The sequence below is a fragment of the Hydrogenophaga sp. genome (genome assembly GCF_051860785.1).
Taxonomy (GTDB): Bacteria; Pseudomonadota; Gammaproteobacteria; order Burkholderiales; family Burkholderiaceae_C; genus Hydrogenophaga.
Map to the genome: position 1 here is coordinate 162,555 of NZ_JBIMLB010000007.1, position 26,278 is coordinate 188,832.

Annotated in this window: 25 protein-coding genes and 2 tRNA genes; 22 read left to right on the plus strand and 5 right to left on the minus strand. The window is 65.6% G+C overall.

The genetic code is table 11. From position 1 onward, the window contains the following. Positions 1-7 precede the first annotated feature (7 nt). Both efp and earP read right to left on the minus strand, forming a co-directional pair. Positions 8-562, minus strand: a complete 555-nt coding sequence (gene efp, locus ACTIF6_RS11850) for an elongation factor P (RefSeq protein WP_428289644.1) — start codon at positions 560-562, stop codon at positions 8-10. A 76-nt stretch (positions 563-638) separates the two neighbouring features. Next, positions 639-1,733 carry an elongation factor P maturation arginine rhamnosyltransferase EarP gene (earP, locus tag ACTIF6_RS11855; RefSeq protein WP_439588184.1) on the minus strand — a complete coding sequence of 365 codons (1,095 nt, stop codon included), beginning with the start codon at positions 1,731-1,733 and terminating at the stop codon, positions 639-641. Between the two features lie 50 nt (positions 1,734-1,783). Here earP and uvrC point away from each other — a divergent pair, with 50 nt between their 5' ends. From uvrC to ACTIF6_RS11870, 3 genes are all read left to right on the plus strand, one after another. Beyond that, positions 1,784-3,823 (plus strand): excinuclease ABC subunit UvrC, encoded by a 2,040-nt coding sequence (gene uvrC / locus ACTIF6_RS11860; protein ID WP_439588185.1) that lies wholly within the window; start codon positions 1,784-1,786, stop codon positions 3,821-3,823. Positions 3,824-3,930: 107 nt separating this feature from the next. Next, positions 3,931-4,500: a CDP-diacylglycerol--glycerol-3-phosphate 3-phosphatidyltransferase gene (pgsA, locus tag ACTIF6_RS11865; RefSeq protein WP_439588186.1), complete on the plus strand. Its 570-nt coding sequence runs from the start codon at positions 3,931-3,933 to the stop codon at positions 4,498-4,500. Positions 4,501-4,510: 10 nt separating this feature from the next. Further along, positions 4,511-5,401 carry a DMT family transporter gene (locus ACTIF6_RS11870; protein ID WP_439588187.1) on the plus strand — a complete coding sequence of 297 codons (891 nt, stop codon included), beginning with the start codon at positions 4,511-4,513 and terminating at the stop codon, positions 5,399-5,401. Here ACTIF6_RS11870 and ACTIF6_RS11875 read toward each other — a convergent pair. Next, positions 5,358-6,326 carry a LysR family transcriptional regulator gene (locus tag ACTIF6_RS11875; RefSeq protein ID WP_439588188.1) on the minus strand — a complete coding sequence of 323 codons (969 nt, stop codon included), beginning with the start codon at positions 6,324-6,326 and terminating at the stop codon, positions 5,358-5,360. The two genes, ACTIF6_RS11870 and ACTIF6_RS11875, sit on opposite strands and share 44 nt — an antisense overlap. 65 nt (positions 6,327-6,391) lie before the next feature. On the opposite strand from ACTIF6_RS11875, the gene ACTIF6_RS11880 reads away from it, so the two are divergent. From ACTIF6_RS11880 to ACTIF6_RS11910, 7 genes are all read left to right on the plus strand, one after another. Next, positions 6,392-7,288 carry an alpha/beta fold hydrolase gene (locus ACTIF6_RS11880; RefSeq protein WP_439588189.1) on the plus strand — a complete coding sequence of 299 codons (897 nt, stop codon included), beginning with the start codon at positions 6,392-6,394 and terminating at the stop codon, positions 7,286-7,288. After that, positions 7,285-8,376, plus strand: coding sequence for a tartrate dehydrogenase (locus ACTIF6_RS11885; RefSeq protein WP_439588190.1), 1,092 nt, complete (start codon positions 7,285-7,287; stop codon positions 8,374-8,376). The genes ACTIF6_RS11880 and ACTIF6_RS11885 overlap by 4 nt, the downstream gene beginning before the upstream one ends. A 286-nt stretch (positions 8,377-8,662) precedes the next feature. Next, on the plus strand, positions 8,663-8,935 hold the full coding sequence (locus tag ACTIF6_RS11890; RefSeq protein ID WP_066158910.1) for an HU family DNA-binding protein: 273 nt from the start codon (positions 8,663-8,665) through the stop codon (positions 8,933-8,935). Positions 8,936-8,958: 23 nt separating this feature from the next. Next, positions 8,959-9,034, plus strand: a tRNA-Val gene (locus tag ACTIF6_RS11895). Between the two features lie 92 nt (positions 9,035-9,126). Then, on the plus strand, positions 9,127-11,049 hold the full coding sequence (locus ACTIF6_RS11900) for a SurA N-terminal domain-containing protein (RefSeq protein WP_439588191.1): 1,923 nt from the start codon (positions 9,127-9,129) through the stop codon (positions 11,047-11,049). 43 nt (positions 11,050-11,092) lie between these two features. After that, positions 11,093-11,168 (plus strand) — tRNA-His (locus tag ACTIF6_RS11905). A 77-nt stretch (positions 11,169-11,245) separates the two neighbouring features. Beyond that, positions 11,246-11,977, plus strand: a complete 732-nt coding sequence (locus tag ACTIF6_RS11910; RefSeq protein ID WP_439588192.1) for an aldolase — start codon at positions 11,246-11,248, stop codon at positions 11,975-11,977. 27 nt (positions 11,978-12,004) lie between these two features. Here ACTIF6_RS11910 and ACTIF6_RS11915 read toward each other — a convergent pair whose 3' ends face one another. Continuing rightward, complete coding sequence (locus ACTIF6_RS11915) at positions 12,005-12,907, minus strand: LysR family transcriptional regulator (RefSeq protein ID WP_439588193.1); 903 nt, start codon at positions 12,905-12,907, stop codon at positions 12,005-12,007. A 119-nt stretch (positions 12,908-13,026) separates the two neighbouring features. Between ACTIF6_RS11915 and ACTIF6_RS11920 the strand changes: the two genes are divergently transcribed. Beyond that, the gene (locus ACTIF6_RS11920) at positions 13,027-14,019 is read left to right on the plus strand and encodes an ABC transporter substrate-binding protein (RefSeq protein WP_439588194.1); all 993 of its coding nucleotides are present in this window, start codon (positions 13,027-13,029) and stop codon (positions 14,017-14,019) included. Here ACTIF6_RS11920 and ACTIF6_RS11925 read toward each other — a convergent pair. Then, positions 13,994-14,377 carry a TIGR02444 family protein gene (locus ACTIF6_RS11925; RefSeq protein WP_439588195.1) on the minus strand — a complete coding sequence of 128 codons (384 nt, stop codon included), beginning with the start codon at positions 14,375-14,377 and terminating at the stop codon, positions 13,994-13,996. The two genes, ACTIF6_RS11920 and ACTIF6_RS11925, sit on opposite strands and share 26 nt — an antisense overlap. A gap of 80 nt (positions 14,378-14,457) precedes the next feature. Between ACTIF6_RS11925 and ACTIF6_RS11930 the strand changes: the two genes are divergently transcribed. The 11 genes from ACTIF6_RS11930 to ACTIF6_RS11980 are packed head-to-tail and all read left to right on the plus strand — an operon-like array spanning position 14,458 to position 26,244. Beyond that, entirely contained in the window at positions 14,458-15,240 is a 783-nt protein-coding gene (locus tag ACTIF6_RS11930; RefSeq protein ID WP_439588196.1) for an ABC transporter ATP-binding protein, read from the plus strand. 30 nt (positions 15,241-15,270) lie between these two features. Continuing rightward, positions 15,271-16,062 carry an ABC transporter permease gene (locus ACTIF6_RS11935; protein WP_439588197.1) on the plus strand — a complete coding sequence of 264 codons (792 nt, stop codon included), beginning with the start codon at positions 15,271-15,273 and terminating at the stop codon, positions 16,060-16,062. After that, positions 16,062-17,480, plus strand: a complete 1,419-nt coding sequence (locus ACTIF6_RS11940; RefSeq protein WP_439588198.1) for an amidohydrolase family protein — start codon at positions 16,062-16,064, stop codon at positions 17,478-17,480. Before ACTIF6_RS11935 ends, ACTIF6_RS11940 begins: the two co-directional genes overlap by 1 nt. Continuing rightward, positions 17,480-18,115: a UbiX family flavin prenyltransferase gene (locus ACTIF6_RS11945; RefSeq protein ID WP_439588199.1), complete on the plus strand. Its 636-nt coding sequence runs from the start codon at positions 17,480-17,482 to the stop codon at positions 18,113-18,115. The genes ACTIF6_RS11940 and ACTIF6_RS11945 overlap by 1 nt, the downstream gene beginning before the upstream one ends. Next, entirely contained in the window at positions 18,112-18,975 is an 864-nt protein-coding gene (locus ACTIF6_RS11950) for an FAD binding domain-containing protein (RefSeq protein ID WP_439588200.1), read from the plus strand. Before ACTIF6_RS11945 ends, ACTIF6_RS11950 begins: the two co-directional genes overlap by 4 nt. Continuing rightward, positions 18,972-19,481 (plus strand): (2Fe-2S)-binding protein, encoded by a 510-nt coding sequence (locus ACTIF6_RS11955; protein ID WP_439588201.1) that lies wholly within the window; start codon positions 18,972-18,974, stop codon positions 19,479-19,481. The genes ACTIF6_RS11950 and ACTIF6_RS11955 overlap by 4 nt, the downstream gene beginning before the upstream one ends. Then, positions 19,478-21,793 carry a xanthine dehydrogenase family protein molybdopterin-binding subunit gene (locus ACTIF6_RS11960; RefSeq protein ID WP_439588202.1) on the plus strand — a complete coding sequence of 772 codons (2,316 nt, stop codon included), beginning with the start codon at positions 19,478-19,480 and terminating at the stop codon, positions 21,791-21,793. The genes ACTIF6_RS11955 and ACTIF6_RS11960 overlap by 4 nt, the downstream gene beginning before the upstream one ends. Before the next feature lie 2 nt (positions 21,794-21,795). Beyond that, on the plus strand, positions 21,796-22,920 hold the full coding sequence (locus tag ACTIF6_RS11965; RefSeq protein WP_439588248.1) for a CobW family GTP-binding protein: 1,125 nt from the start codon (positions 21,796-21,798) through the stop codon (positions 22,918-22,920). Positions 22,921-22,955: 35 nt separating this feature from the next. Further along, positions 22,956-23,891 (plus strand): amidohydrolase family protein, encoded by a 936-nt coding sequence (locus ACTIF6_RS11970; protein WP_439588203.1) that lies wholly within the window; start codon positions 22,956-22,958, stop codon positions 23,889-23,891. A gap of 21 nt (positions 23,892-23,912) precedes the next feature. Next, entirely contained in the window at positions 23,913-24,842 is a 930-nt protein-coding gene (locus ACTIF6_RS11975; protein WP_439588204.1) for an amidohydrolase family protein, read from the plus strand. A gap of 13 nt (positions 24,843-24,855) precedes the next feature. After that, positions 24,856-26,244 (plus strand): UbiD family decarboxylase, encoded by a 1,389-nt coding sequence (locus tag ACTIF6_RS11980; protein WP_439588205.1) that lies wholly within the window; start codon positions 24,856-24,858, stop codon positions 26,242-26,244. Positions 26,245-26,278 lie beyond the last annotated feature (34 nt).

Here is a 26,278-nt window from a genome sequence, read left to right on the forward strand (position 1 = left end):
CGCGCCTTCAGACGCGCTTGCGGTATTCGCCCGTGCGCGTGTCGATTTCGATGCGATCGCCCTGCGCCACGAACAGCGGCACGGACACTTCGAAACCGGTGGCGATCTTGGCGGGCTTGAGCACCTTGCCCGAGGTGTCGCCCTTGACGGCCGGCTCGGTCCAGGTGATTTCACGTTCCACGCTGGTGGGCAACTCGACCGAGATGGCCTTGCCGTCGTAGAACACCACTTCGACGGTCATGCCGTCTTCGAGGTAGTTCAGGGCATCGCCCATGTTCTCGGCTTCCACCTCGTACTGGTTGTAGTCGGCGTCCATGCACACGTACATGGGATCGGCGAAGTAGGAGTAGGTGCACTCCTTCTTGTCCAGGATGATCTGGTCCATCTTGTCGTCGGCCTTGCAGACGACCTCGGTGGCCATGTTGTTGAGCAAGGCCTTGAGCTTGAGGCGCACGGTGGCGGCACCACGGCCACCACGGCTGTACTCGGTCTTGAGGACGATCATCGGGTCCTTGCCGTGCATGATGACGTTGCCGGCGCGGAGTTCTTGGGCGATTTTCATAAGGGTTCCAACGGTTGGGCCGCATGTTTCCGGCGTGGGCTGCGCACCCGACCGGTTTTCCACAAAGCCTCGAATTTTATCGCTTTTCCAGCACGAACCCGGTCAGCTGGCTGGCCAGGTCCGGCTGGGCCAGCAATCGCTGGCGTGCCCGGCGGGCGCATTCCTGCCATTGCGCGAGCGTGGCCCGGTCGGGCCAGACGGCGGGCGTGGCATCCATGCCGTTCCACGCGCGGTGAAAGTCCCGCAGCGAGGCCGGGGCCTCCAGCCAGTCCAGAAAGGCCGTCAGTTTGGTGTGGTGGGCGTTGTCATGCTGGGGGTAGATCTGCCAGACGAAAGCCTGGCCAGCCCAGAGCGCACGCACCAGCGAGTCCTCGCCGCGCACCAGATTGAGGTCGCATGCCCAGAGCAGGTGGTCGAAATCTTGCTGCGTGAGGTGGGGCAGGGCGTGCAGGCCGCAAGCCTCGCCCCTGGGGCCTGGCACGGCCTGTACCGCCTGCCAGGCCCGGCCCGGCGTCACCAGCCACTCGCTGGGGGCATCGGCCCGGCCCGCCTGCTGCAGGACGGACGCCAGGACGGCAGGTTCGTAGCAGAACAGGCAGACGCGCAGCGTTGAGCCTTCAGGTTCGGACGCGAGTTCCAGATTGCGCAGCCACGCTGTGGCATCGAAAGCTGCCTGACGGGCGAGCAGGTCTTCTTCGCGCAGCAGGCCACCGGTGCGTTCGGTGAAGCCGGGGTAGAAGAACCACTTGCTCAGTCCCCGGGCCGGACCACTCATCATCGGCGAGGGCAGGCGGTGGGAGCGTTCGACATAGGGCTCGGCGCTCAGGTACTCGAGGTTGACCCACACAGGCGCTCGCTCGCCGATGGCCACCTGGCGCCTCAGGGCTTCGACGCACTCGGCTGGCGGATTGCAGCCGAAGGCCTCGACCCAGACGTCGGCCAGCGGCAGGCCTTCCAGCAGGCCCGACGGCAAGGGCGAAGTCCAGTGCAGCACCTCGATGTCCGGCACACCGCCCTGAAGCGCGCGCGGCGCCATCCACGCGAGGGCCTGCGGATCGTCCAGCCACAGGCGGACCTGCTCGCCCCGGTGCGCCAGCTGGGCTGATAGCCGCCAGCAGACGCCCACGTCACCGAAGTTGTCGATCACCTTGCAGAAAATGTCCCAGCGCATGGTCGCCATTGTCGGTGCAAGGCTTTCAAGGCCGCGCACAATACGCGCCCATGTCCGACCCGCATTCCGATCAACTGCTCAGCGAAGTGGCCGCGCTGCCGGCACTGCCCGGCGTGTACCGCTATTTCGACGCCCAGGGCCAGTTGCTCTACGTGGGCAAGGCGCGCAACCTCAAGAAGCGCGTGGCGAGTTATTTCCAGAAGAACCACGACGGCACGCGCATTGGCCACATGGTCGGCAAGATCGTGCGCATGGAGACCACGGTGGTGCGCTCCGAGGCCGAGGCGCTGCTGCTGGAAAACAACCTCATCAAGACGCTCAACCCGCGGTTCAACATCCTGTTCCGCGACGACAAGAGCTACCCCTACCTCAAGATCACCGGCACGCGCGACAAGCCCCTGGCGCGCGCGCCATCGCCTGCGCAGGCGTTTCCGCGCATGGCCTACTACCGCGGTGTGGTGGACCGGCGCCACAGTTACTACGGCCCTTACCCCAGCGCCTGGGCGGTGAAGGAGTCCATCACCCTGCTGCAGAAGGTGTTCCGCCTGCGCACCTGCGAAGACACCGTGTTCGCCAACCGCACGCGGCCCTGCCTGCTTTATCAGATCAAGCGTTGCAGCGGTCCTTGCGTGGATCTCATCGACAGCGAGGTGTATGCCCAGGATGTGCGCGACGCCGAGCGCTTTCTGCGCGGCGAGACGCAAGCGGTGCTGGACGCGCTGGAGCAGCGCATGCTGGCGCACGCCGAAAAACTCGAGTTCGAGCAGGCGGCCGAGCTGCGCAACCAGATCACCGCGCTTTCGCGCGTGCTGCACCAGCAGGCGGTGGACAACGTGTCCGACAAGGACGTGGACGTGCTGGCAGTGAAAGTGCAGGGCGGCCGCGCCTGCGTGAACCTGGCCATGATCCGCGGCGGTCGCCACCTCGGCGACCGTCCCTATTTCCCGGCCCATGTGGAGGACGCGACCGCCATCGACAACGCGATTTCCGATGAAGGCCCCGCGCAAGGCGACCCCGCCGAGCGCGTGGCGGTGCAGGTGCTCGAAGCCTTCATCGCCCAGCACTACCTGGGCGTGGCCATGCCGCACACGCTGGTGACCAGCCACGCCGTGGGCAAACCCTTGCTGGACGCGCTCACCGAGCAGACCGGTGCCAAAGTGCATGCGGTGCACCAGCCGCGCGAGCACCGCCGCATCTGGCTGGAGATGGCGCAGAAGAACGCCGACATCGCACTTGCCCGCCTGCTCGCCGAAGAGGGCAGCCAGCAGGCCAGAACCCGCGCTCTGGCCGACGCGCTGCACCTGCCCGACGACCAGCTCGATGCCCTGCGCATCGAGTGTTTCGACATCTCGCACACGGCCGGCGAGTCCACCCAGGCGTCGTGCGTGGTGTTCGAGGGGCACAAGATGCAGAACAGCCAGTACCGGCGTTACAAGATCGAGGGCATCACGCCGGGCGACGACTATGCCGCGATGCGGCAGGTGCTGCTGCGGCGCTACGGACGCATCGCCGAGGCCATGCGCTCGGAAGATGCGCCGCAGCCAGACCCCACGGTTGCGCCTGAGTCCGATATCCCCGTCCAGGCTGAGCCTGCCGAAGCCCTGGCCATGGAACCCACCGCTGAATCCGTGGCGGGTCCGCGCATGCCCGATCTCGTGCTCATCGATGGTGGCAAGGGCCAGGTGAGCATGGCGCGCGAGGTGTTCGAACACCTCGGGCTGGACCTTTCGCTCATCGTGGGGGTGGAAAAGGGCGAAGGTCGCAAGGTGGGCCTGGAAGAACTGGTGTTCGCCGATGGCCGCGAGAAGGTCTACCTGGGTCACGATTCCGCCGCGCTGATGCTGGTGGCCCAGATCCGCGACGAGGCGCACCGATTCGCCATCACCGGCATGAGGGCCCAGCGCGCCAAGGTGCGCACGGGCGGCAGCCGGCTCGAGGACATCCCGGGCGTGGGACCGAAGAAGCGCGCTCGCCTGCTGCAGCGCTTCGGTGGAGTGCGTGGCGTGGCGGGGGCGAGTGTGGAAGACCTCTGCACGGTGGAAGGCATCTCTTCCGAACTGGCCGACGCCATCTACCGTGCATTGCACTGACGATTGCCCCACGCTCCACCGCTTCGCGGGTCGCTGCCCCCAAGGGGCTGGCCTTGCTTGGGGCGGCCCTGCACTGCGGCCGGAGCCAAGTTCATAATCGGTCTACTATGTTCTTCAATCTCCCCACCCTGCTCACCTGGGCCCGCATTGTGGCCATCCCATTGATCGTGGGGGTGTTCTACCTGGAAGACATGAGCCCGGCGCGGCAGAACCTCGTGGCCACGGTGCTGTTCATCGTGTTCGCGCTGACCGACTGGGCCGACGGTTACCTGGCCCGCAAGCTGAACCAGACATCGGCCTTCGGCGCCTTCCTCGATCCCGTGGCCGACAAGTTCCTGGTCTGCGCGAGCCTGCTGGTGCTGGTGCACCTGGACCGCGCCGATGTCTTCGTCGCGCTCATCATCATCGGGCGCGAGATCGCCATCTCGTCCCTGCGCGAGTGGATGGCCATCATCGGCGCCACCAAGAGCGTGGCCGTGCACATGATCGGCAAGGTCAAGACCATGGTGCAGATGATCGCCATTCCTTTTCTTCTGTACAACGGAACGCTGTTCGGCGTGATCGACACCCGTGTCTGGGGCACCTGGCTGATCTGGATCTCCGCGGTGCTGACTATCTGGTCGATGGTGTACTACCTGCAGAAGGCCATCCCCGAGATTCGCGCCAAGTCGCGTTGAGGGCTTTCCCATGTATGCGCCCGCGCAAGACAACGCATGGCTGCGCGCCATGCCCTGGGTGTTCGTGCTGATCTGGAGCACCGGTTTCATCGTGGCGCGCTACGGCATGCCTCATGCGCCGCCGATGAAATTCCTGGCGGTTCGCTATGGCCTGTCCATCCTGTGTTTCCTGCCATGGATCTTTCTGGCGGGCGTGAAGTGGCCGACCAGCCGCGCACAGTGGTTTCACCTGGCCGTCACCGGTGTGCTCATGCACGCGGGCTACCTAGGTGGCGTCTGGGCGGCGGTCAAGGCCGGCATGGGCTCGGGGCTGTCGGCGCTCATCGTGGGCCTGCAGCCGGTGCTCACCGCCATCTGGCTGTCGGGCACGGGCTCGAAAGTGAGCAAGCGGCAATGGCTGGGCCTGGTGCTCGGCTTTGCCGGCCTCGTGCTGGTTGTCTCCCGGAAATTCGGCGCCGGTGGTCCGGGCGATCAGGCCAACTGGCTCAACCTGTCCTTTGCCGTGATGGCCCTGTTTGCCATCACCATCGGCACGCTGTACCAGAAGCGCTTCGTCGCCGCCTGCGATGTCCGCACCGCCAACGCGGTGCAACTGCTCGCGGCGCTGCTGGTCACGCTGCCCCTGGCGCTGCTGGAAGCCGAGGTCATGAACTGGAACGGTGAGCTCATCGGTGCCATGGCCTGGTCGGTGCTGGGTCTCACGCTGGGTGGCAGTTCGCTGCTGTACATGCTGATCCAGCGCGGCGCGGCGGCTTCGGTCACCAGCCTCATGTACCTGGTGCCACCGTGCACCGCGCTGATCGCGTGGGTGCTGTTTGCCGAACCCATCACCGTCGTCACCCTGGTGGGCACCGCGCTCACCGCTTTTGGCGTGGCGCTGGTGGTGCGCTCGGCGCGCTGATGCGCTTCCAAGGCTCCCTGCGAAAGCTCTCCGCCAGAAAGTCCACCAGCAGCCGGATGCGCCGGGGCGTCTGCGGCCGGTAAGGCGCCAGCCAGTGGACGTCGGCCTCGGGCATGGCGTAGGACGGCAGCACGCGCACCAGCTCGCCGCTGGCCAGTTGGGGGGCGATGTCCCACAGGCTGCGCAGCATGATGCCGTGGCCGGCCAGGCACCAGTCACGCACGAGTTCACCTGAGTTGCTCGAGAGCGGGCCATTCACCGGCACATGCTTCACCTGCGCCTCTCCCGCACGCCGCAGGCGCCAGTGATCGAAGCGCTGGCCCGGACCGCCGCCGTTTTCACGCACCACCAGGCAGGCATGTGCGGCCAGATCCTGCAGCGTGCGTGGCGTCCCATGCTGTTCGAGGTAGTCCGGCGCGGCCACCAGCACGCGCTGGTTCGACGCCAGCCGGCGCGCCACCCACTCGGCCGCGCGGTCACTGGGTGCGTCCCAGAGCCAGATGGCGCCATCAAAGCCTTCCACCGTCAGATCAGGCAGTTGCTCGGTCAGTTGCAATTGCACCTGGATGCCCGGGTGGCGAGCCTGGAACGACGCCAGCGCCGGCCCTACCCAGAGCCGGCCGAACCCGAAGGTGGCGGCTAGTCGAATGGGGCCAGCCGGTTCGGCCTGCCGTTCGCGCAGTTCGGCCTCCACCTCGTCGAAGGCGCGCAGCAGGTGGGCCGCGCGTTCGCACAGCGTCTCGCCCTCGGCCGTGGGGCTCACGCGCCGGGTGGTGCGCTGGAACAGGCGCAGGCCCAGGCGTGCCTCCAGAGCCGCCAGTCGCTTGGTCACGGCCGAAGGCGCGATGCGCATCGCGCGCGCGGCCAGCACCAGGCTGCCGTGTTGCTTCACGGCCATCACCAGTTCCAGGTCGGGGCGGTCCAATTGTTTCCTTATGAGAAAGAATCTGTTGCCACATTATTGCCGCGTTGCCGGCTATGCTGATGCCCATGTTGACCGAATTCGCTTCCCACACCGTGCTGCGCGATGGCGTGGTGTTGCACACACGCATGGGCGGCGAAGGGCCGCCGCTGTTGTTGCTGCACGGGCATCCGCAGACCATGGCCATGTGGCACCGGGTCGCCCCCACGCTGGCGGCGCATTTCACGCTGGTGCTGATGGACCTGCGCGGCTATGGCGACTCCGCCCGACCGGCGCCCGACCCTTCGCACGCCGACCACAGCAAACGCGAGATGGCTCGCGATGCCATGGCTGTGATGGCGCACCACGGCTTTCACCGCTTCGATGTGCTGGCTCACGATCGCGGCGCGCGCGTGGCGCACCGGCTGGGCGCCGACCACCCCGATGCGGTGCGCCGTCTGATGTTGCTGGACATCGCGCCCACGCTGGCCATGTACCAGCAGACCGGCGAAGCCTTTGCGCGGGCCTACTGGCACTGGTTCTTCCTGATCCAGCCACCCCCACTGCCGGAGGCCTTGATCGCATCCGATCCGGCCCGTTACGTGCGCAGCGTCATGGGCGGCCGCCATGCGGGTCTGGCACCGTTCGATGCGGCGGCGCTCGCCGAATACGAGCGGTGCGCGGCGCTGCCGGGGACTGCAACGTCGGTCTGCGAAGACTATCGGGCCAGCGCCACGATCGACCTGGATCACGACCGCGCCGACGTGGCGGCGGGGCGTCTGCTGCAAACCCCGTTGCGTGTGCTTTGGGGTGAGCACGGTACCGTGGCCCGCTGCTTTGACGTGCTCGCGCTGTGGCGAGAGCGCGCCGCCCGGGTGAACGGCCACAGCCTGCCCTGCGGCCACTACATCGCAGAGGAGGCGCCCGAGCGCCTCATCGCCGAAGTCCTTTCCTTTTTCCAACCGCATTCCGAGGAGCAACCATGAGCAAACACCGCATCGCCGTCATCGCCGGAGATGGCATCGGCACCGAAGTCATGCCCGAGGGCATTCGGGTGCTGGAGGCCGTCGCCACGAAATTCGGCATCGGCCTGCAGTTCGATCACTTCGACTTTTCCAGCTGCGACTACTTCGAGCGCCACGGCAAGATGCTGCCGGACAACTGGAAGGACCAGATCGGCGGCCACGACGCGATCTATTTTGGTGCGGTCGGCTGGCCCGACAAGGTGCCCGACCACGTGTCGCTCTGGGGCTCGCTGCTGATGTTCCGCCGGGAGTTCGACCAGTACGTCAATGTTCGCCCCGCGAAGCTGATGCCCGGCGTGACCGCGCCCGTGGTGCGGCGCGATGGCAGCGCGCGGGCGCCCGGCGAGATCGACATGGTGATCGTGCGTGAGAACACCGAAGGCGAGTACTCCAGCGTGGGTGGGCGCATGTACGCGGGCACCGAGCGCGAGATCGTGATCCAGGAAACCGTGATGTCGCGCGTGGGCGTGGACCGGGTGTTGCGCTATGCGTTCGAAATGGCGCGCTCAAGGCCGAAGAAGCACCTCACCAGCGCCACCAAGTCCAACGGCATCGCCATCACCATGCCCTACTGGGACGAACGTGTGGCCGAGATGGCGCTGGAATATCCCGATGTGAAGGTTGACAAGTTCCACATCGACATCCTCACCGCGCACTTCGTGCAACGGCCCGATTTCTTCGACGTGGTGGTGGGCAGCAATCTGTTTGGCGACATCCTGAGCGACCTCGGGCCCGCATGCACGGGAACCATCGGGATTGCGCCCAGCGCCAACCTCAACCCCACGCGGCGGCATCCTTCGCTGTTCGAACCCGTCCACGGTTCTGCGCCCGACATCGCCGGCAAGGGCATCGCCAACCCGATCGGGCAGATCTGGTGCGGCGCCATGATGCTCGATTTCCTGGGGCATCGAGATGCGCACGATGCGATCATGCGGGCCATCGAGTCCGTGCTGTTGCCTGGCAGCGGCGCGCCTCGCACGGCAGACCTGGGCGGCAAGGCGGGCACCATGGATGTTGGCCGCGCCATCGCGCATGCCATCGCCTCGTGATCCCTGGTGACGACTGGCGTCGCGATTGCGACATTTTGTAGCCCGCACTCGGGTGGATGTTGAAAGCGTCTAGAATCTCGCCTCTTGCGCCGCCAAGTCTGGAATCGGCCCCTGCAACGTATTGACAGGGGTCGTGCCCAGTGGGTCTAATCACCCAGCGTTTGCCATCGTCCTGGCAACGTCCTGCGGTTCAGAGCGATCGGGTTTTTTGCCCACGGCCCGTACGCCGTCTCCGGAAAAAGCCCGTCATCACGAAACATTCTTTCCATTTCAAGAGGGGCTATTTGTGAACAAAACAGAACTCGTCGAACACATCGCCAAGCACGCCGATATTTCCAAGGCTGCTGCAACGCGTGCGCTGGACTCCACCATCACCGCCATCCGCACCACGTTGAAGAAGGGCGGCACGGTGTCGCTCGTCGGGTTCGGTTCCTTTGCCGTGACCAAACGCCCCGCACGCAAGGGCCGCAACCCCCGCACCGGCGCCGAGATTAAAATCAAGGCCGCCAAAGTGCCGAAGTTCCGCCCGGGCAAGGCACTGAAGGATGCGCTGAACTGAAAGACTTCGCCGGTTTTCCGGTGGGGTGCTTAGCTCAGTCGGTAGAGCGGCGCCCTTACAAGGCGTAGGTCGGCGGTTCGACCCCGTCAGCACCCACCACCATCGAAAAGGCGAACCCGGGTTCGCCTTTTTTGTTGTCTCCGCCAGCAGCGTTCTGCGTTGCCGGTTATTGAAGTAGCAGGGTTCAAGGCATGTTCGATTCCATCCGCAATCACAAGAAGTACCTGATGGGCTTCCTGATGATCCTGATCATCCCGTCCTTCGTGCTGTTCGGTATTGAGGGCTACACCAGCCTCAATGAAGGTGGCGCCGCCGTGGCCACGGTGGATGGCAAGGACATCACCAAGACCGAATGGGACATGGCCCACCAGCAGGAGTCGCAACGGCTGCGCCAGGCCATGCCCTCGATCGACGCCGCCCTGCTCGACAGCGACGGTGCCCGCTACGCCACGCTGGAACGCCTGGTGCGCGAGCGACTGCTGGCCGCCGCCGCTGGCAAGCTCAATCTCTACACCAGCAACGAACGGCTGGCCCGCGAGCTCCAGCAGAACGAGACCATCGCCACCCTGCGCCGACCTGATGGCACACTCGACGTGGAAGCCTATCGCCAATTGCTCGCCCGCCAGGGCCTCACGCCCGAATCCTTTGAAGCCAGCGTCCGCGCCGACCTCTCGCAACGGCAGGTGTCCATGGGCATCCTCGCCTCGGGCTTCACGCCACTCGCACTGGCCAACGTGTCGCTCAACGCTTTCTTCGAGCGTCGAGAGGTGCGCGTGGCGCGTTTCGCGGCGCGCGATTTCGCCTCGCAGGTCAAGCCGACGGATGCTGAGATCGAAGCTTTCTACAACGCCAACCCTGCCATGTTCCAGGCGCTGGAACAGGTCGACATCGAGTACCTCGTGCTCGACGCTGCGGCATTGCAGAAGGGCACCAGCCTCAACGAAGCCGACCTGCGCGCTTACTACGACCAGAACGTCGGACGCCTTTCCGGCAACGAAGAGCGTCGCGCGAGCCAGATCCTGTTGACCGTTCCGAGTGGTGCCACCGCCGAGCAGAAGGAAGCCGTGCGCCAGCGTGCCACAGCCTTGCTGGACAGGGTGCGCAAGGCCCCGTCCACCTTTGCCGATGTGGCGAAGGCCGAATCTCAAGACACCAACTCGTCCGCCAATGGCGGTGATCTTGGCTTCTTCGGCCGCGAGGACATGATCAAGCCCTTTGCCGATGCGGTGTTTCAACTCTCCGCAGGCGCCATCTCCGACCTGGTGGAGACGGACGTGGGTTTCCACATCATCCAGCTCAAAGAGATCAAGGCGCCGCCCCAGCGCAGCTTCGAGTCCATGCGCGCGGAAATCGAAACCCAGTTGAAGCAGGAGCAGGCGCAGAAGCAGTTCTCCGAAGCGGCCGAGACCTTCAGCAACCTGGTGTACGAGCAGGCCGACAGCCTCAAGCCCGCAGCCGACCGGCTCAAGCTGGAGGTGCGCACGGCCAAGGGTGTGCAACGCCAGCCGTTGCCAGGTGCCACCGGTGTGCTGGCCAGTGAGCGTTTGCTGGGCGCCCTGTTCTCAGGCGAGGCCCTCGACAAGAAGCGCAACACCGAGGCCATTGAAACCGCCTCCGGTCAACTGACATCGGCCCGCGTGGTGCAGCACATGCCTGCCCGCACGCTCCCGCTGGCGGAGGTGCGTGAACAGGTGCGCGAACGGCTGGTGGCCCAGCGCGCCACCGAACTCGCACGGGAAGAGGGCGAGAAGCGTCTGCAAGCCTGGAAGGGCGGCGGTGCCGACACCGGCCTGGCCCCGGCCGTGGTGGTCTCGCGCGAAAACCCGCAAGGCCTCCTGCAACCGGTGCTCACCGCCGCGCTGAGCACCGATCCCAAGGCCCTGCCGGCCTGGACCGGCGTGAGCCTGGGCGAAGAGGGCTACGCCGTGGTGAAGGTGGAAAAGGTGCTCCCGCGCGACATGCGCAACGCCCAGCAACTGAGCCAGGAAGTCCAGCAATACAGCCAGTGGTGGGCGTCGGCCGAGAACGAGGCCTACGTCGAATCGCTCAGGGAGCGCTTCAAGGTGCGCATCCTGGTGCCCGAGCCGGCTGCGGTGAACGCGGCGGTGCGCTGAGCACAAGGGTCCGATGTGATCGGGCTATAATCGCGGTCTTGCGGTGGCTGTAGCTCAGTTGGTAGAGTCCAGGATTGTGATTCCTGTTGTCGTGGGTTCGAGTCCCATCAGCCACCCCAGCGAATAACCCAGATACGACGCGGCCTCCGAGATTTCGGAGGCCGTTTTGTTTGTGCCGTTCATCAAGGGCGTAACCATGAACACCTCAGCGTCCCTCCTGGCTTTCGACAGCGACCCTGTTCGCCAACTGCGCGCAGACCTTGCGCTCGCTTTGCGAGCCGCCGCCCGGCACGGACTGGCCGAGGGCGTCTGCAACCACTTCAGCGTCGAACTGCCCGACGGCACCGGGCGCTTCCTGCTGAACCCGCGCGGGCTTTTGTGGAGCGAGGTGCAGGCCGACGACACCGTGATGGTGGACGCCGAAGGCCGCCAGCTCGCGGGGCGTCACGAAGTGGAGCCTACCGCCATGTTCATTCACGCCGCCATGCACCGCATCGGTGGCAAGCCCTGTGTGCTGCACACCCACATGCCCTATGCCACGGCTCTTACGCTCACAGCCGTGGGCGGACTGGACACCACGCTCTCGCAGAACGCCATGCGCTTCCATGGCCGGACCGCCATCGACCGCCACTACAACGGCCTCGCGCTTGATGGCTCGGAGGGCGAGCGCATCGCTACCGCCGCCGGCGGCGCCGACGTGGTCTTCCTCGGCAACCACGGTGTCATGGTATGCGGCGCCCGCCTGGACCACGCCTACGACGACCTGTACTACTTGGAGCGTGCCTGCCAGGCGCAGGTGCTGGCCATGTCCACCGGCGCGCGCCTCACGCCGGTCGACCCGGTGCTGGCCGCCGCGGTGGCCCGCCAGACGCTGGGCGAGCGGCTGCAGTCCGAGCTGTTCTTTGAGGCGCTGCGCCGCACGGTCTAGGCTTTGCGCCGGCGCTCGGCAAGGCCCTCAGTGGTCCGAGAGGTCCACACGCCGCGAGATCAGCAGGTCGTGGAAATCCTTTGCGGCGGGCGAGAAGGAACGGTCGGGGTGGTAGATCAACGCCACGTCGCGCACCACCACCGGGTGCGTGATTTTCTTCAGCACCAGCCCTAGCGCAGTGGCCACGCGTGTGATGGACGTGGTCATCACGCCGATGCCCAGGCCGCCTTCCACCATGCCGATGATGGTCAGCGGCAACGAGACTTCGTAGAGCCGGGTGAGTGAGATGCCTTCGTGCGCGAGCGCGAGGTCCAGGTGTTCGCGCAGCGGGTTGTCCGCATGCGGGCCGATGAGCGGTTCGCCCTGGATGTCCTTCCACGTCACTTCCCGCTTGCTGGCCAGCCGGTGCTTGGGCGGCAGCATCGCCACGAAGACTTCGCTCCACAGCACGCGCGAACTCAAGTCGTTGCGGGTGTCTGAGGCCGTGCCCATGCCGAAGTCGACCTCGCCGGCGCGCACCATGTCCAGCACCTCGTCCTGCGCCACGTCGTGCAGCACGATCTTCACACCCGGATTCTTCAGGCTGTATTCGCGGATCAGTTTGGGCACGACCAGCGCGGCCTGCACCGATGCCACCGCCATCGAGACGCGGCCGCGCCCCAGCGTCTTGAGCTGGCTCGACGAACCAATCACGCTGTCCAGGTCGGCCACCGCCTTGCGCGCCAGCGGCAGGATCTCCGCACCTGCGGCCGTCAGGCGCAGCATGCGGGTGTGACGGTCGAACAGCCGTAGGCCCAGGTTGGCTTCGAGTTCGCGCACCTGCGCGCTCACGGTCGATTGCGAGAGATTCATGGCATCACCGGCGCGGGTGAAGTGCTGTGCTTCAGCCACCGCAATGAACACCCGCAGTTGGCGCAGCGTCACATTCATCGTGTTTTCCAATCAATATATAAAGTTTCCCCCATTTTTCTAATGTGCTGCAGGTGTCAGGATAGCGCCAGAGGGTGTCGAAGTTCTTAATGACAGCTCTCGTAACAGGAGACAAACCCATGATCGTTGCGAAATATTCAGGAGCATTGAAAAGCCTGGTCGCTGCCAGCGCTATGTCCCTTTTGTGTGTGTTGCCTGCCCAGGCTCAGGAAAAACTCACCGTCATCACCACCTGGTTTGCCCAGGCCGAGCATGGTGGCCTTTACCAGGCGGTGGCCAAAGGCATCTACAAGGACCTCGGCCTGGACGTGACGATCAAGATGGGTGGACCGCAGGTCAACGGCGTGCAGTTGCTGCTGGCCGGCCAGGCGGACTTCATCATGAACTACGACTTCGCCATCCTGCAGGGCGTAGAAAAGGGCTTTCCGCTGGTCACCGTGGCTGCGCCCTTTCAGTTCGACATGCAGGGCCTGATGACGCACGAAGACGTCCCCAACCTCGCGTCCATGAAAGACAAGACCATTCTGGTCGCCGGGACGGGCACCACTTACTGGTGGCCGTGGTTCAAGCAGAAATACGGCTACACCGACGCGCAGATGCGTCCCTACACCTTCAACCTGCAGCCGTTCTTCGCCGACAAGAACATCGTGCAGCAGGCGTTTCCTTCCTCCGAGCCTTACCAGGCGCAGCAGAAGGGCCTCAAGACCAACTTCTTCCTGCTCTCCGACCACGGTTATCCCCCGTACACGCAGGCCATCACCACCACCCGCAACATGGTTGAGAAAAAGCCCGACGTGGTGGCCAAGTTCGTGCGCGGTACCGTCGAAGGCTGGAAGAGCTTCATGGCCGATCCCGCACCGGCCTCCGCTCTCATCAAGAAGGACAACCCGAACATGACCGACGGTCAGATCGCGTTCGGTGTCCAGCGCATGAAAGAGCTCAAGATCGTCACCGGTGGCGACGCTGCCAGGCTGGGCATCGGCGTCATGACCGACGAGCGCTGGGAGAAGACGGCCAAGTTCATGGTGGACGCCGGCCTTCTCAAGAGCACCACCGACTGGAAGTCGGCCTACACCACCCAGTTCGTCAAGGACTTGAAGGTGCTTCCCTGATGCCTTCAAGCCAGGTGCAGAGCAAGTTCATCTGAACCCGCTCCGCATCGAGCTCGGCACCTTGAATGCTCTGCCGCAGCGCATCCCGTAACGGCAGGGTCGGACCCAACACCTTGGCCGCCCTGCGGGCGGCGCGCAGAGGCTGAACCACCTGTTCCCGCCAGGGGCGCACCAGAGTTTGGGCTTCGCGCAGGCGGGTTTCACTCAAGGTCATGCCGTGCTCCTCGCACAGCCATCCGGTGAAGAGATGCAACACGATGTCCAGACCCTCTTCATCCTGTCGACGCAACAGTTCGGTGGCCACACCAGGGCGTCCGTACAGGTTCAGGGCGTAGTTCCAGGCGGCAGTTTCGTTCATGGCAGACAACAAACAGGAGACAAGAAGTGAAACGTGAATTTGATCCGACGCAAGTCGATTTTCATGGAAGCGCGCCGAAGATGGACACAGAAATCGTGCTCGAAGCCCGGGGTGTGGAAAAGACCTATCCCAATGGAACCCATGCCCTGGACCGCGCCGACGTGACGATCCACCGGGGCGAATTCGTCTCGCTGCTCGGCCCGTCAGGCTGTGGCAAGAGCACGCTGCTCAAGATGTTCGCCGGCCTGGAGCAACCCAGCGCGGGCACCATCCACGCCAAGGAAGAAAAGGACAGTGCGGACAGCCGCTTCATGTCCATGGTGTTCCAGGAAGCCACCCTGATGCCCTGGGCCCGTGTGAACGAAAACGTGCGCCTGCCGCTGGACCTGCAAGGCATGCCCAAGGCCCAGAGCCAGGCTCGCATCGACGAGTCGCTGGCGATGGTGGGACTTTCCCAGTTCGCCAGGGCCTATCCCCGCGAACTCTCGGGCGGCATGCAGATGCGCGCCTCGATCGCGCGGGCGCTGGCCACGCGCCCCAGCGTGCTGCTGATGGACGAACCCTTTGGCGCTCTCGACGAATTCACCCGCAACCGGCTCGACAGCGACTTGCACGTGCTCTGGACGCAGCGCGGCTTCACGGTGGTGTTCGTCACGCACAGCATCTACGAAGCGGTTTTCCTCTCCAGCCGCGTCGTGATGATGGCCGCGCGGCCCGGCCGCGTCATTGCCGACGTGCGCATCGACGGTCCGCAGGTTCGGGGCGAGGACTTCCGCGTGTCCACCCAGTTCATCGACTATTGCCGTGTGCTCTCCGAGCACCTGGCCAGGGCCAACCGTGGCGAGCGCGAGGCATTGAACTGAATGAGCACGAACACCATTGGAGCGCCTGCCATGAACGCCGCTTTCATGAATCCCACCGTCGTCCGCATCGGCGCCCCCGTCACGCTCGGCATCCTGATCCTGGTGATCTGGGAAATCATCTGTGTCGGGTTCAAAGTGCCCGAATACCTGGTGCCCGCGCCAAGCGCGATCATCGCCACACTGGTGGCGGACTGGGCTTTGTTGTCGAGCTCGTTGATGGTCACGCTCAAGATCACTTTCCTCGCCTTCGGCCTGGCGGTGGTTCTGGGTGTGGCGGCAGCGTTTCTCTTCGTGCAAAGCCGATTGATGGAGATCAGCCTGTTCCCGTACGCCATCGTGCTGCAGGTGACGCCGATCGTGGCGATCGCGCCGCTGATCATCATCTGGGTCAAGAACCCCACGTTGGCGATGGTGGTCTGCGCCACGCTGGTGGCGCTGTTCCCGATCATTTCCAACACCATTCTCGGCCTGCGCAGCGTCAACCCCGGGCTGCTGAACCTGTTCCGACTCAACCGCGCCAACCGCTGGCAGGTGCTGGCCCGGCTGCGCATCCCGAGCGCGCTGCCGTATTTCTTCGGCGGTCTGCGCATTTCCAGCGGGCTGGCGCTGATCGGCGCCGTGGTGGCGGAATTCGTGGCTGGCACCGGCGGCACCGCCTCCGGCCTGGCGTACCAGATCCTGCAGGCCGGCTTCCAGCTCAACATCCCGCGCCTGTTCGCGGCCCTGGTGCTGATCACCCTGACCGGCATCCTGCTGTTCACCGCCATGGCCATGCTCTCGCGTTGGGCTCTCGCAGGTTGGCACGAAAGCGAGATGAGCTGATGAAACACGATTCGTTCCTGTTGCGCAACGCGCAGGCGGTGCTCACCGGCAAGGCCGGCGCCGAGGCGCGCAGCAGCGCCTGCGACATCCGCGTGGCCGGCGGCACCATCACCGAGATGGGCCGGGGCCTGAAGCCGAAAGAGGGCGAGCGGGTGCTGGACGCCACGGACTGCGTGGTCTATCCCGGCTGGGTCAACACCCACCACCACCTGTTCCAGTCGCTGCTCAAGGGCGTGCCAGCGGGCATCGACCAGACGCTGACGCCCTGGCTCAAGTCCGTGCCCTATGCGCACCGGGGTGGCTTCGACGAAGCCGCGCTGCGCCTTGCCGCGCGCGTGGGCATGGTCGAGCTGCTGCTCTCGGGCAGCACCACGGTGGCCGACCACCACTACGTCTATTACCCCAACATGGGCTTCGATCCCTCGGCCGCGCTGTTCGACGAGGCCGAGCAACTGGGCCTGCGCTTCATGCTGCTGCGCGGCGGAGCCACCCAGACGCGCGACGCCGAGGCCGGCGCGCCCGCGCACCTGCGGCCCGAGAAACTCGACGACATGGTGTCCGACGTGGCGCGCGCCACCGCACGCTGGCACCGCAACGGCCCGCGTCCCATGACGCGCGTGGCCATGTCGCCCACCACCATCACGATTTCCCTGCGCACCGAAGAGCTGCGCCCCGTGGCCCGCGCCGCACGCGAACTGGGCATTCCCCTGCATTCGCACTTGAGCGAAACCGTGAGCTACATCGAGCATTGCCGCGAGGCCTTCGACTGCCTGCCGCTGGAATACGCCGAGCGCCACGAGTGGGTGGGACCCGATGTGTGGTTCGCGCACCTGGTGCACCTGTCTGAAGCGGAGCGCGCCATCCTGGCCCGCACCGGCACCGGCATGGCCCACTGCCCGCAGAGCAATGGCCGCCTGGGCAGTGGCGTGGCGCCCGCGCCCGACCTGGCGCGCCGTGGGGTGCCCGTGTCGCTGGGCGTGGATGGCGCCGCGTCCAACGAAGCGGCCGACATGCTGAGCGAAGCGCACCAGTGCTGGCTGATGCACCGCGCGCACGCGGGTGCCGCCTCTCGCGCGCGCCCCGAAGGCCGGGGCGAGGAGGGTGCTGACATCGTCACCGTGGAAGACGTGGTGCACTGGGGTTCGGTGGGCGGCGCGCGCATCCTCGGCTTCGAGGGCGTGGGCGCACTCGAGGTGGGCGCCGCAGCCGACTTCGCCGTGTACCGGCTTGACGAGCCGCGCTACATGGGCCTGCACGATCCCGCCATCGGCCCGGTGGTGAGCGGCTCGCGCCCGCACCTGAAATGGCTGCTGGTGGATGGCCGCATCGTGGTCGAGGACGATGCCATCCCCGGCCTGGACATGGACCGCATGCGAGCCGAGGCACGCACTGCGGTGAAACGCCTGGCGGGGCTGTGATGGCGAAGAAGCCCGTGGTGAAAGCCGAGCGTCCCGATCGTTTGATCGTCGGCATCACCGGCGCGTCCGGCTTCGTCTACGGCCACCGGCTGCTGCAGTTGCTGCAGCCGCTGCCGATCGAGGTGCACCTGGTCGTCAGCCGTTCGGCCCAGCTCACCATGGCCTGCGAGACCGACCTCAAGCTTGCCGACGTGACCGCGCTGGCCGACCGGGTGCACAAGAACGACGACATCGGCGCCTGCATCGCCAGCGGCTCCTACCGCACGCTGGGCATGGTGGTGGCGCCGTGCTCCATGAAGACCCTGGCCGAGATCGCTTGCGGCACGTCCTCCGCGCTGATTGCGCGCGCGGCCGACGTGATTCTCAAAGAGCGCAAGCGCCTGGTGCTGATGGTGCGCGAAACGCCCCTGACGCTGGTGCACCTGCGAAACATGACCACCGTGACGGAAATGGGCGCCATCGTCGCGCCGCCCGTCCCGGCGTTCTACGCCATGCCCGAGAACCTGGATCAGATGGTGGAGCACACCCTGGGCCGCGTGCTCGACCTGTTCGATATCGACGTCAGCGCAGTCCGGCGCTGGACGGGGCCCTCCCGGGGGCGTTCTTCCAACTCCGAACCCAGTACCTCTTCATGAAAGACTTTGACTACTGCGAACCCACCACACTGGGCGATGCCGTGGATCTGCTGCGGCATTGCACCGGCCAGGCCTGCCTGTTCGCCGGCGGCACCGACCTGCTGGTGCAGATGAAAGAGCACATCCACCAACCCGACCGGGTGATCAACATCAAGAAGATCCCCGGCATGGACGACTTCCGCTTCGACGAGAACCAGGGCCTCACCCTGGGTGCGCTGGTCACCACGCGCGCGGTGGAAACCTCGCCGCTGGCGCAGAAGCACTACGCCAGCCTGGCGCGCGCCGCCACCGACTTCGCCTCCATCCAGGTGCGCAACCGCGCCACGGTGGTGGGCAACGTGTGCCGTGCCTCGCCTTCGGCAGACACGCTGCCGCCGCTCATCGCCGACGGTGCGCGCCTGCTCATCTACGGCGCCGACGGCCAACGCGAACTGCCGCTGGAGAACTTCATCACGGGTCCTGGCAAGACCACGCTCAAGCCCGACGAGATCGTCACGCACATCGTGATCCCGCCACCGCCGCCGCGCACCGGCAAGGTGTACATCAAGCACGGCCGCCGTGCGCAGATGGAACTGGCCACGGTCGGCGCCGCTGTCACCTTGACGATCGATGGCAACACCTGCAAGGACATCGCCATCGTGCTCGCCGCGGTGGCTCCCATGCCGCTGCGCGCAAAGGCCGCAGAAGCGCTGCTGCGCGGGAAACCCCTGAACGCCCAGACCATCGCTGAGGCCGCCGAAGCGGCCAGCGGTGAGTCGCGCCCCATCGGCGACGTGCGCGGCAGCGCCGACTACCGCCGCGAGATGGTGGCGGTGCTGGTGCGCCGAGCCATCGAACAAGCCTGGCAGGAGGCGGTATGAGAGAAGTGATTCAACTGACCATCAATGGCGAGGACCGCGAGGTCGCGGTCGCTTTCAATCGCAGCCTGCTCGACACGCTGCGCACCGAGATCGGCCTGACTGGCACCAAGAAGGGCTGCGACGTGGGCGAGTGCGGTTCGTGCACCGTGATCATGGACGGCAAGCCGGTCAATTCCTGTCTGGTGCTGGCCGTGGAAGCGCGCGGCGCCAACATCACCACCATCGAAGGCCTGCAGCCCTCGGCCGACGTAACGCACCCGCTGCAGGACAACTTCATGCGCTGCGGTGCGGCGCAGTGTGGCTTCTGCACCCCCGGCATCGTGATGGCGGCCAAGGCGCTGCTCGACGAGAACCCCAAGCCCACGGTGGAAGAGATCCGCTTCGCCATCGCCGGAAACATCTGCCGCTGCACCGGCTATTCCAAGATCATCGACGCCATCGCCATGACCGCCGAAGGCTGCGGCGCTTGTGACAAGACGTCTGTCACCCCACAGGAGGCGTCATGAGCCAGAACCTGAAGGACGACGACACCAGCGTGATCGGGCGCAGCGTCAAGCGCACCGACCTGATCGGCAAGGTCACCGGCAGCGCGATGTACGCGGGCGATTTCACCTGGCCCGGCATGCTGTACGGCCGCATCAAGCGCTGCAAGATTGCGCACGCCCGCATCGTGCGCATCGACACCAGCAAGGCCCTGGCCCTGCCGGGAGTGAAGGCGGTGCTGACGCACGAGAACGTGCCCCGCGTGCTGCACGCGGGTTCGCCGCATCCGCGCTCCGCCTCCGTCACGCCCGACCAGTACATCCTGGACGACCGCGTCCGCTACTGGGGCGAGGGCGTGGCCGCCGTGGCCGCCACGAGCGAAGAAATCGCCGAGGCCGCGCTCGACCTGATCGAAGTGGAATACGAAGCGCTGCCCGCGGTGTTCACCGTGGAAGAGGCGCAGCTGCCGACCTCGCCCGTCATCCACGACCGTGGCTTCGGGCACAACCTCGTGCTCGCGCCGCAGGTGTTCAAGCGCGGCGACGTGGAGCGCGGCTTTGCCGAGGCCGACGTGATCATTGAAGGCGAATACGAAGGAGGACGCCCCACGCCGGCCTATATGGAGCCCAACGTGTGCGCCTGCCAGTGGGACGGCAACGGCAACCTCACGGTTTGGATCTCCACGCAGACCGCCTTCATGGTGCGCGGCATCATGGCCGAGGTGCTGGGCCTGCCACTCTCCAAGGTGCGCGTGCTGGTGGACCACATGGGCGGTGGCTTCGGCGCCAAGCAGGATCTCTTTCAACACGAGTTCCTGTGCGCCTTGCTGGCCAAGACCACCAAGCGAGCCGTGCGCATGGAATACACGCGTGAGGAAACCTTCCTCGGTGGCCGCTCGCGGCACCCGGCCAAGATCTGGCTTCGCCAGGGCTTCAAGAAGGATGGCACCATCACAGCGCGCGAAGCGAAGGTGGTGTTCAACTCCGGCGCTTACGGCTCGCACGGTCCAGGCGTCACCATCGTCGGCACCTCGGCGCTGGTGTCTTTGTATCGCTGCGAAAACGTTCACCTGGAAGGCCGCTGCGTCTACACCAACAGCCCCATTGCTGGCGCCTTTCGCGGCTACGGCGTGGTGCAGACCTACTACGCGCTCGACATTCAGATGGACGAAGCGGCCGAGAAGCTGGGCATGGACCCGGCCGACCTCAAGCTCATGAACGCGGTGCGAGAAGGCGATATCGCGCCGTCCAACCACCCCATCATCGGACACGGTCTGGAAGACTGCATCCGCCACGGCCGCGAACTGGTGAAGTGGCAAACCAGCCGCCGCCACGGTCGCGATCCCGGCGTCGTCAAGAGTGGCTGGGGCCTGGGCTGCGAGATGCATGGCAGCAGTGCTTACCCCGGCATCAAGGAGCAGGGCAACGCGATCGTGAAGATGAACGAAGACGGCTCGGTCGTGCTGCTCACCGGCACGGCCGGCCTGGGCACCGGTGCACACACCGCGCTTTCGCAGATCGTGGCCGAAGAACTCGGCGTGCCGTTCGAGTGGGTGTCGTGCGTGCACGGCGACACCAATGTCGTGCCATGGGACATTGGCGCCTTCGCCAGCCATACCACCTACATGGGCGGCCGCGCCGCGCAGATGGCGGCGACCAAGGTGAAGGAGCAGGTGCTCGAACGCGCCGCCGGCATGCTGGAGACACCCGCTGCCGAACTCGGCGTGAAGGAAGGCTGGGTGTTCGTCAACGGCAACCCCGACCGGCGCATGACCGTGAAGGACGTGGTGGGGCCTCGCAAGGGCATCCCCGCCGCGCAGTTCGTTGGCAGCGCCACCTACCACCCCACCAAGTCGTATTCGTTCGCCGCGCACTTTGTCGAAGTGAAGGTGGACACCGAGACCGGCCAGATCACGGTGGCACAGGTGGTGCCGGTGCACGAGATCGGCAAGGTGATCCACCCCGTGGCCGCGGCCGGCCAGATCGAAGGCGGCATCCAGCAGGGCATTGGCCACACGCTGTACGAAGACCACCAGATCGACATGAAGACCGGCCGCTCGCTGAACGCCAACTTCGTCGACTACAAGATGCCGCTCTCCATGGACATGCCACCGATCCACACGGTGATCCTGGAAACCGCGCCCGATCCGGGTGGGCCGTTCGGCGCCAAGGGCGTGGGCGAAGACCCCATCGTCGCCATCGGCCCGGCGATCGCCAACGCGGTCTACGACGCCATCGGCGTGCGCTTCCGCCACTACCCCATCCGGCCCGAGCAGGTGCTCGAAGCGCTGAAAGCGAAATCCCGTCAGACCATCCAGGAAGGAGTTGCTCCATGAGCATGACATTCACCCCCGTCCGCCGGCCCGTGCCGGTGACCATCCTCACCGGCTTCCTCGGCTCCGGCAAGACCACGCTGCTGAACTACATCCTCACCGAGAAGCACGGCATGCGCATCGCGGTGATCGAGAACGAGTTCGGCGAGGTCGATGTGGACTCCGACCTGGTGATGGCCAACTCGGACGAGGAAATCTTCCAGATCGTCAACGGCTGCATCTGCTGCACGGTGGATGTGCGCAACGACCTGGTCAAGACCCTGCAGATGCTGCTGGAGCGACCGGAGCAATTCGACCACATCCTGGTCGAGACCAGCGGCCTGGCCGATCCCACGCCCGTGGCCGCGACGTTCTTCATGGACAACGAGGTCGCCAAGAAAGTGGTGCTCGACGGCGTGGTCACGCTGGTGGATGCGCTGCACGTGCAGCCGCACTTGGACGACCCGGCGCTGGCCGAGCACGACAACCAGGCCGTGCAGCAGATCGTGGTGGCCGACCGCATCCTGCTGAACAAGACCGACCTGGTTGCACCAGCGCAACTCGCCGATCTGGAAGGCCGCATCCGTGCGCTGAACAGCAACGCGCCCATCCTGCACACCGTGCAGGCGCGGGTCGACCTGACCAAGATCCTGGGCCTGCAGGCCTTCGAGTGCGATGCCCTGGCGTCGACGGACCCGCAATTTTTCAGCAGCCCTGGCCATGTGTGCGACGAGCATTGCCATGATGAGCATGACGAACACGCGGGCCGTGGGCAGCACTCGCACGACGTGGCGGCCATGCTCGCGCCGCACAGCCACGACCCGTCCGTCGGCTCGGTTTCTCTGCTGTTCGACCAGCCCTTCGACACCGAGCGCCTGATGCAGTCGCTCCATGCGCTGCTCGCCGTGGACGGCGACGACATCTACCGCGTCAAAGGCATCCTGCATGCGCAGGATGACGACCGCCGCCACGTGCTGCAGGGCGTGCACCGCCTGCTCGAACTCAAGCCCTCCATGCCGTGGTGGGACGAGAAGCCCGGCAGCAAGCTCGTCTTCATCGGCCGCCGCCTGGACAAGGCGGCGCTGCGTGAGCGCCTGGCCGCCTGCACGGTCGGCACCCCCGTGTTTCAAGAGGCTCCGGAAGCCGCCTGAAGCGCTTCAACCCGTCATCTACAGGAGAGTGATCCATGATCATCGATATCAGCTGCTACCCCACCGACCAGGTCGATCTGGCCTGGTGGCACGATGGGGAGCCCTACACCGTGGACCGCCTGCTGGCGACCATGGATGGCCCTTATTACGTCAACGGCAAGCCGCGCCGCATCGACAAGGCCTTCATCCAGCCACCTCAGGGCAACACCATCTACACCTGGACCGATGGCGAGAAGGGTGGGCGCGAGTCCATCGATGCCTACATGGCCTACACGCTCAAGTGCGTGCAGGAACACCCCGATCGTTTCATTGGCTGCTTCGTCTACAACCCGCGCTGCGGCGTGAAGAACGGCGTGGAGGCCATCGAGCGCTACGTCAAGGAACACGGTTTCAAGATGGTGCAGATGCAGGCCAACATGCACGCCTACCGGCCCGACCGCGCGCTCGACTGGGTGCGCCCGGCCTTTGAAAAGTGCGCCGAGCTGGGCGTGCCGGTCAAGCTCCACACCGGCGACGGCCCGTACAGCATTCCTTCCGAGTGGATTCCGATGATCAAGGCGTTCCCCACGGTGAACTTCATCATGGCCCACTTCGGCGTGCAGACGGGCGGCGTCTACTGCTTCGAGCCCTACCAGTGGGCCATGGACCTGCCCAACGTGTACTGCGAGTCCGGCTGGTGCCTGCAGTCGCGCATCGTCGAGTTCGCCAAGACCCTGCCCAAGCACAAGATCCTGTTCGGTACCGACACACCGCCCAACGAGCCCGGCATGTGGCTGCGCCTGCTGGAAGTGCTGTGCACCAACCCGCCGCAGGGCCTGAACCTGGACGAGGAAACGCTCGAAGACTACCTGGGCAACAACATCGCCCGCATGGTGGGCATCGAGCCCACGCCTTACCCCAAGACCTTCGAAGACGCCGAAAAGCAGTTGGGCCGCCAAGTGGCGCGCCAGCCGGTGATCGACCTGTATTGACGACGATCTGGAGACAAACACATGATCATTGACACCCACCTGCACCCGACCAACCTGGTCGACGAGGCCTGGCGCCACACCGGCACCCCCTTCAACGGCGAGCGCATGCTCAAGCTGATGGACGGCCCCTACATGATCAACGGCAAGCCGCGCCGCATCGACATGGGCTTCATCCAGCCGCCGCCGGGCAACACGGGTTACCGCGACGGCAACCGCCGCGGGCGCGAGGGCGTGCGCGACTACATGGCCTACATCGCCGAGCTCACGCAGAAGTACCCCGACCGCTTCATCGGCAACTTCACCTACAACCCACGCTGGGGCCCCGAGAACGGCGCGGCCGAGCTGGAATTCCACATCAAGGAATACGGCTTCAAGATGATCAAGCTGCACGCCAACATGCACGGCTACCGGCCCGACCGCGCGCTGGACTGGCTGCGCCCGGCGATGAAGGTCTGTGCCAAGTACGGCACCGTGGTGCTGATCCACACCGGCGACGGCCCCTTCACCATCCCGACGATGTTCTATCCGATCATCCGCGAGTTCCCGATGGTGAACTTCGTCATCGCGCACTTCGGCATCCAGACCGGTGGCAACTACTCGTTCGAGACCTTCTGGATGGCGATGGACACGCCCAACGTGTACGTCGAGTCGGGCTGGTGCTTCCAGGCTCGCATCGCCGAGTTCGCCAAGGAACTGCCCAAGCACAAGCTGGTGTTCGGCACCGACAGTCCGCCCAACGAGCCCGGCATGTGGCTGCGCGAGCTGGAGATGCTGTGCAGGCCCGCGCCGCATGGCATCGACCTCGACGAGGACACGTTGGAGGACTACCTGGGCAACAACATTGCCCGCCTGTGCGGCATCAAGACCAGCGCACCGCCCAAGACGCAGGAAGAGGCCCAGGCACGCCTGACCGATTCCTACGCCACCGGTCCCACCACCGCCACCGCCTGAGGTTCCCGGCCCCATGACCAAAGCCACCACGCCGCCGCCCCAAGCCCAGGGCTTCCAGCAATTCCTGGCGGACTACCGCGAGCGCCACCCGGAAGACGTGCTGGCGTTTTCGGTTGAAGTCAGCGCGGACCAGGAGATCACGGCCATTGCGCAGCAGCTCGCGCTCGAGGGCCGGTATCCCATGCTGGTGTTCGACCGGGTGCAGGGCCTCACAGCGAGTGTGGCCACCAACGTGTTCGCCTCGCGCACCCGCGTGGCGCGCATGCTGGGCGTGCCGCTGGAAGGCCTGCACAAGGCCTACCAGCAGCGCGCGCGGCAGCGCGTGGCGCCCAGGCTGGTGGACAGCGGTCCGGTGCTGGAGGTCGTGCAGACCGGCAAGGACATTGATCTGCGGCGCCTGCCGCTGATCAACCACTTCGCCAGTGACCGCGCGCCCTACATCACCAACGCGGTGATGGTGTCCGAGCACCCCGACACCGGCGTGGGCAACCTCAGCTACCACCGCTCCATGCTGCATTCGGCGAACGAGATCGCCACCAGCCTGCATTCGCGCGGCGACCTGTGGCGCCTGCTGCAGATTGCCACCGAGCGCGGCAAGCCCATGCCTGTGGCCATGGTTATCGGTGCGCATCCGCTGTTCATGCTGGCGGCCTCGGCCCGCGTGCCGTTTGATGTGGACGAACGCGACGTGGCCGGTGGCCTGATGGGTGCGCCGCTGGAAGTGGTGCGCACACCCCAACACGGCATCCGCGTGCCGGCGCACGCCGAGATCGTGCTCGAAGGTGTCATCGACCCGACGCAGCGCGCCGACGAAGGCCCCTTTGGCGAATTCACCGGCTATTCGTCCAACCGCTCCACCAACAACCTGTTCCAGGTGCAGACGGTGATGCAGCGCAAGGGAGCCATGCTGGTCGATGTGTTGGGCGGCAACTCCGCCGAGCACCTGAACCTGGCGCGCATACCGCGCGAATCCGAGATGGCGGAAAAGCTCATGGAGCGCTTTCCCGGCGTCACCGCACTGCATTACCCGAACTCCGGCACGCACTTCCATGCCTACGTGGCGCTCAAGCAATTGCGCCCCGGCGAGGCCCGGCAGGTGATGCTGGGCCTGCTCGGCTGGGACCCCTACCTCAAGACCGTGATCGCCGTCGACCCCGACGTGGACGTGACGCACGACGAACAGGTGCTGTGGGCACTGGCCACCCACTTCCAGCCGCACCGCGACCTGCTCATGGTCGACGGCCTGCCCGGCTCCGCACTCGACCCATCGGCCTCCGGCGTGGGCACCACCTCGCGCATGGGCCTGGACGCCACGCGCGGGCCGGACTTCGATGGGGTACGCGCTGTGCTGTCTGACGCGGCGGTGGCGCGGGCGAAGGAACTGCTGGCCGCCAAGGCCTGAGGGTATCGGCGGGAGCGCCGGTCTATACTGCCGC

Coding starts and splice junctions, on each gene's coding strand:
- ACTIF6_RS11945 (WP_439588199.1), top strand. CDS start 17,480: ATGGCGAAGAAGCCCGTGGTGAAAGCCGAGCGTCCCGATCGTTTGATC.
- ACTIF6_RS11925 (WP_439588195.1), bottom strand. CDS start 14,377: ATGAACGAAACTGCCGCCTGGAACTACGCCCTGAACCTGTACGGACGC.
- efp (WP_428289644.1), bottom strand. CDS start 562: ATGAAAATCGCCCAAGAACTCCGCGCCGGCAACGTCATCATGCACGGC.
- ACTIF6_RS11920 (WP_439588194.1), top strand. CDS start 13,027: ATGATCGTTGCGAAATATTCAGGAGCATTGAAAAGCCTGGTCGCTGCC.
- pgsA (WP_439588186.1), top strand. CDS start 3,931: ATGTTCTTCAATCTCCCCACCCTGCTCACCTGGGCCCGCATTGTGGCC.
- ACTIF6_RS11950 (WP_439588200.1), top strand. CDS start 18,112: ATGAAAGACTTTGACTACTGCGAACCCACCACACTGGGCGATGCCGTG.
- ACTIF6_RS11900 (WP_439588191.1), top strand. CDS start 9,127: ATGTTCGATTCCATCCGCAATCACAAGAAGTACCTGATGGGCTTCCTG.
- ACTIF6_RS11975 (WP_439588204.1), top strand. CDS start 23,913: ATGATCATTGACACCCACCTGCACCCGACCAACCTGGTCGACGAGGCC.
- ACTIF6_RS11915 (WP_439588193.1), bottom strand. CDS start 12,907: ATGAATGTGACGCTGCGCCAACTGCGGGTGTTCATTGCGGTGGCTGAA.
- ACTIF6_RS11970 (WP_439588203.1), top strand. CDS start 22,956: ATGATCATCGATATCAGCTGCTACCCCACCGACCAGGTCGATCTGGCC.
- ACTIF6_RS11870 (WP_439588187.1), top strand. CDS start 4,511: ATGTATGCGCCCGCGCAAGACAACGCATGGCTGCGCGCCATGCCCTGG.
- ACTIF6_RS11910 (WP_439588192.1), top strand. CDS start 11,246: ATGAACACCTCAGCGTCCCTCCTGGCTTTCGACAGCGACCCTGTTCGC.
- uvrC (WP_439588185.1), top strand. CDS start 1,784: ATGTCCGACCCGCATTCCGATCAACTGCTCAGCGAAGTGGCCGCGCTG.
- ACTIF6_RS11880 (WP_439588189.1), top strand. CDS start 6,392: ATGTTGACCGAATTCGCTTCCCACACCGTGCTGCGCGATGGCGTGGTG.
- ACTIF6_RS11935 (WP_439588197.1), top strand. CDS start 15,271: ATGAACGCCGCTTTCATGAATCCCACCGTCGTCCGCATCGGCGCCCCC.
- ACTIF6_RS11960 (WP_439588202.1), top strand. CDS start 19,478: ATGAGCCAGAACCTGAAGGACGACGACACCAGCGTGATCGGGCGCAGC.
- ACTIF6_RS11955 (WP_439588201.1), top strand. CDS start 18,972: ATGAGAGAAGTGATTCAACTGACCATCAATGGCGAGGACCGCGAGGTC.
- ACTIF6_RS11940 (WP_439588198.1), top strand. CDS start 16,062: ATGAAACACGATTCGTTCCTGTTGCGCAACGCGCAGGCGGTGCTCACC.
- ACTIF6_RS11930 (WP_439588196.1), top strand. CDS start 14,458: ATGGACACAGAAATCGTGCTCGAAGCCCGGGGTGTGGAAAAGACCTAT.
- ACTIF6_RS11965 (WP_439588248.1), top strand. CDS start 21,796: ATGACATTCACCCCCGTCCGCCGGCCCGTGCCGGTGACCATCCTCACC.
- ACTIF6_RS11980 (WP_439588205.1), top strand. CDS start 24,856: ATGACCAAAGCCACCACGCCGCCGCCCCAAGCCCAGGGCTTCCAGCAA.
- earP (WP_439588184.1), bottom strand. CDS start 1,733: ATGCGCTGGGACATTTTCTGCAAGGTGATCGACAACTTCGGTGACGTG.
- ACTIF6_RS11885 (WP_439588190.1), top strand. CDS start 7,285: ATGAGCAAACACCGCATCGCCGTCATCGCCGGAGATGGCATCGGCACC.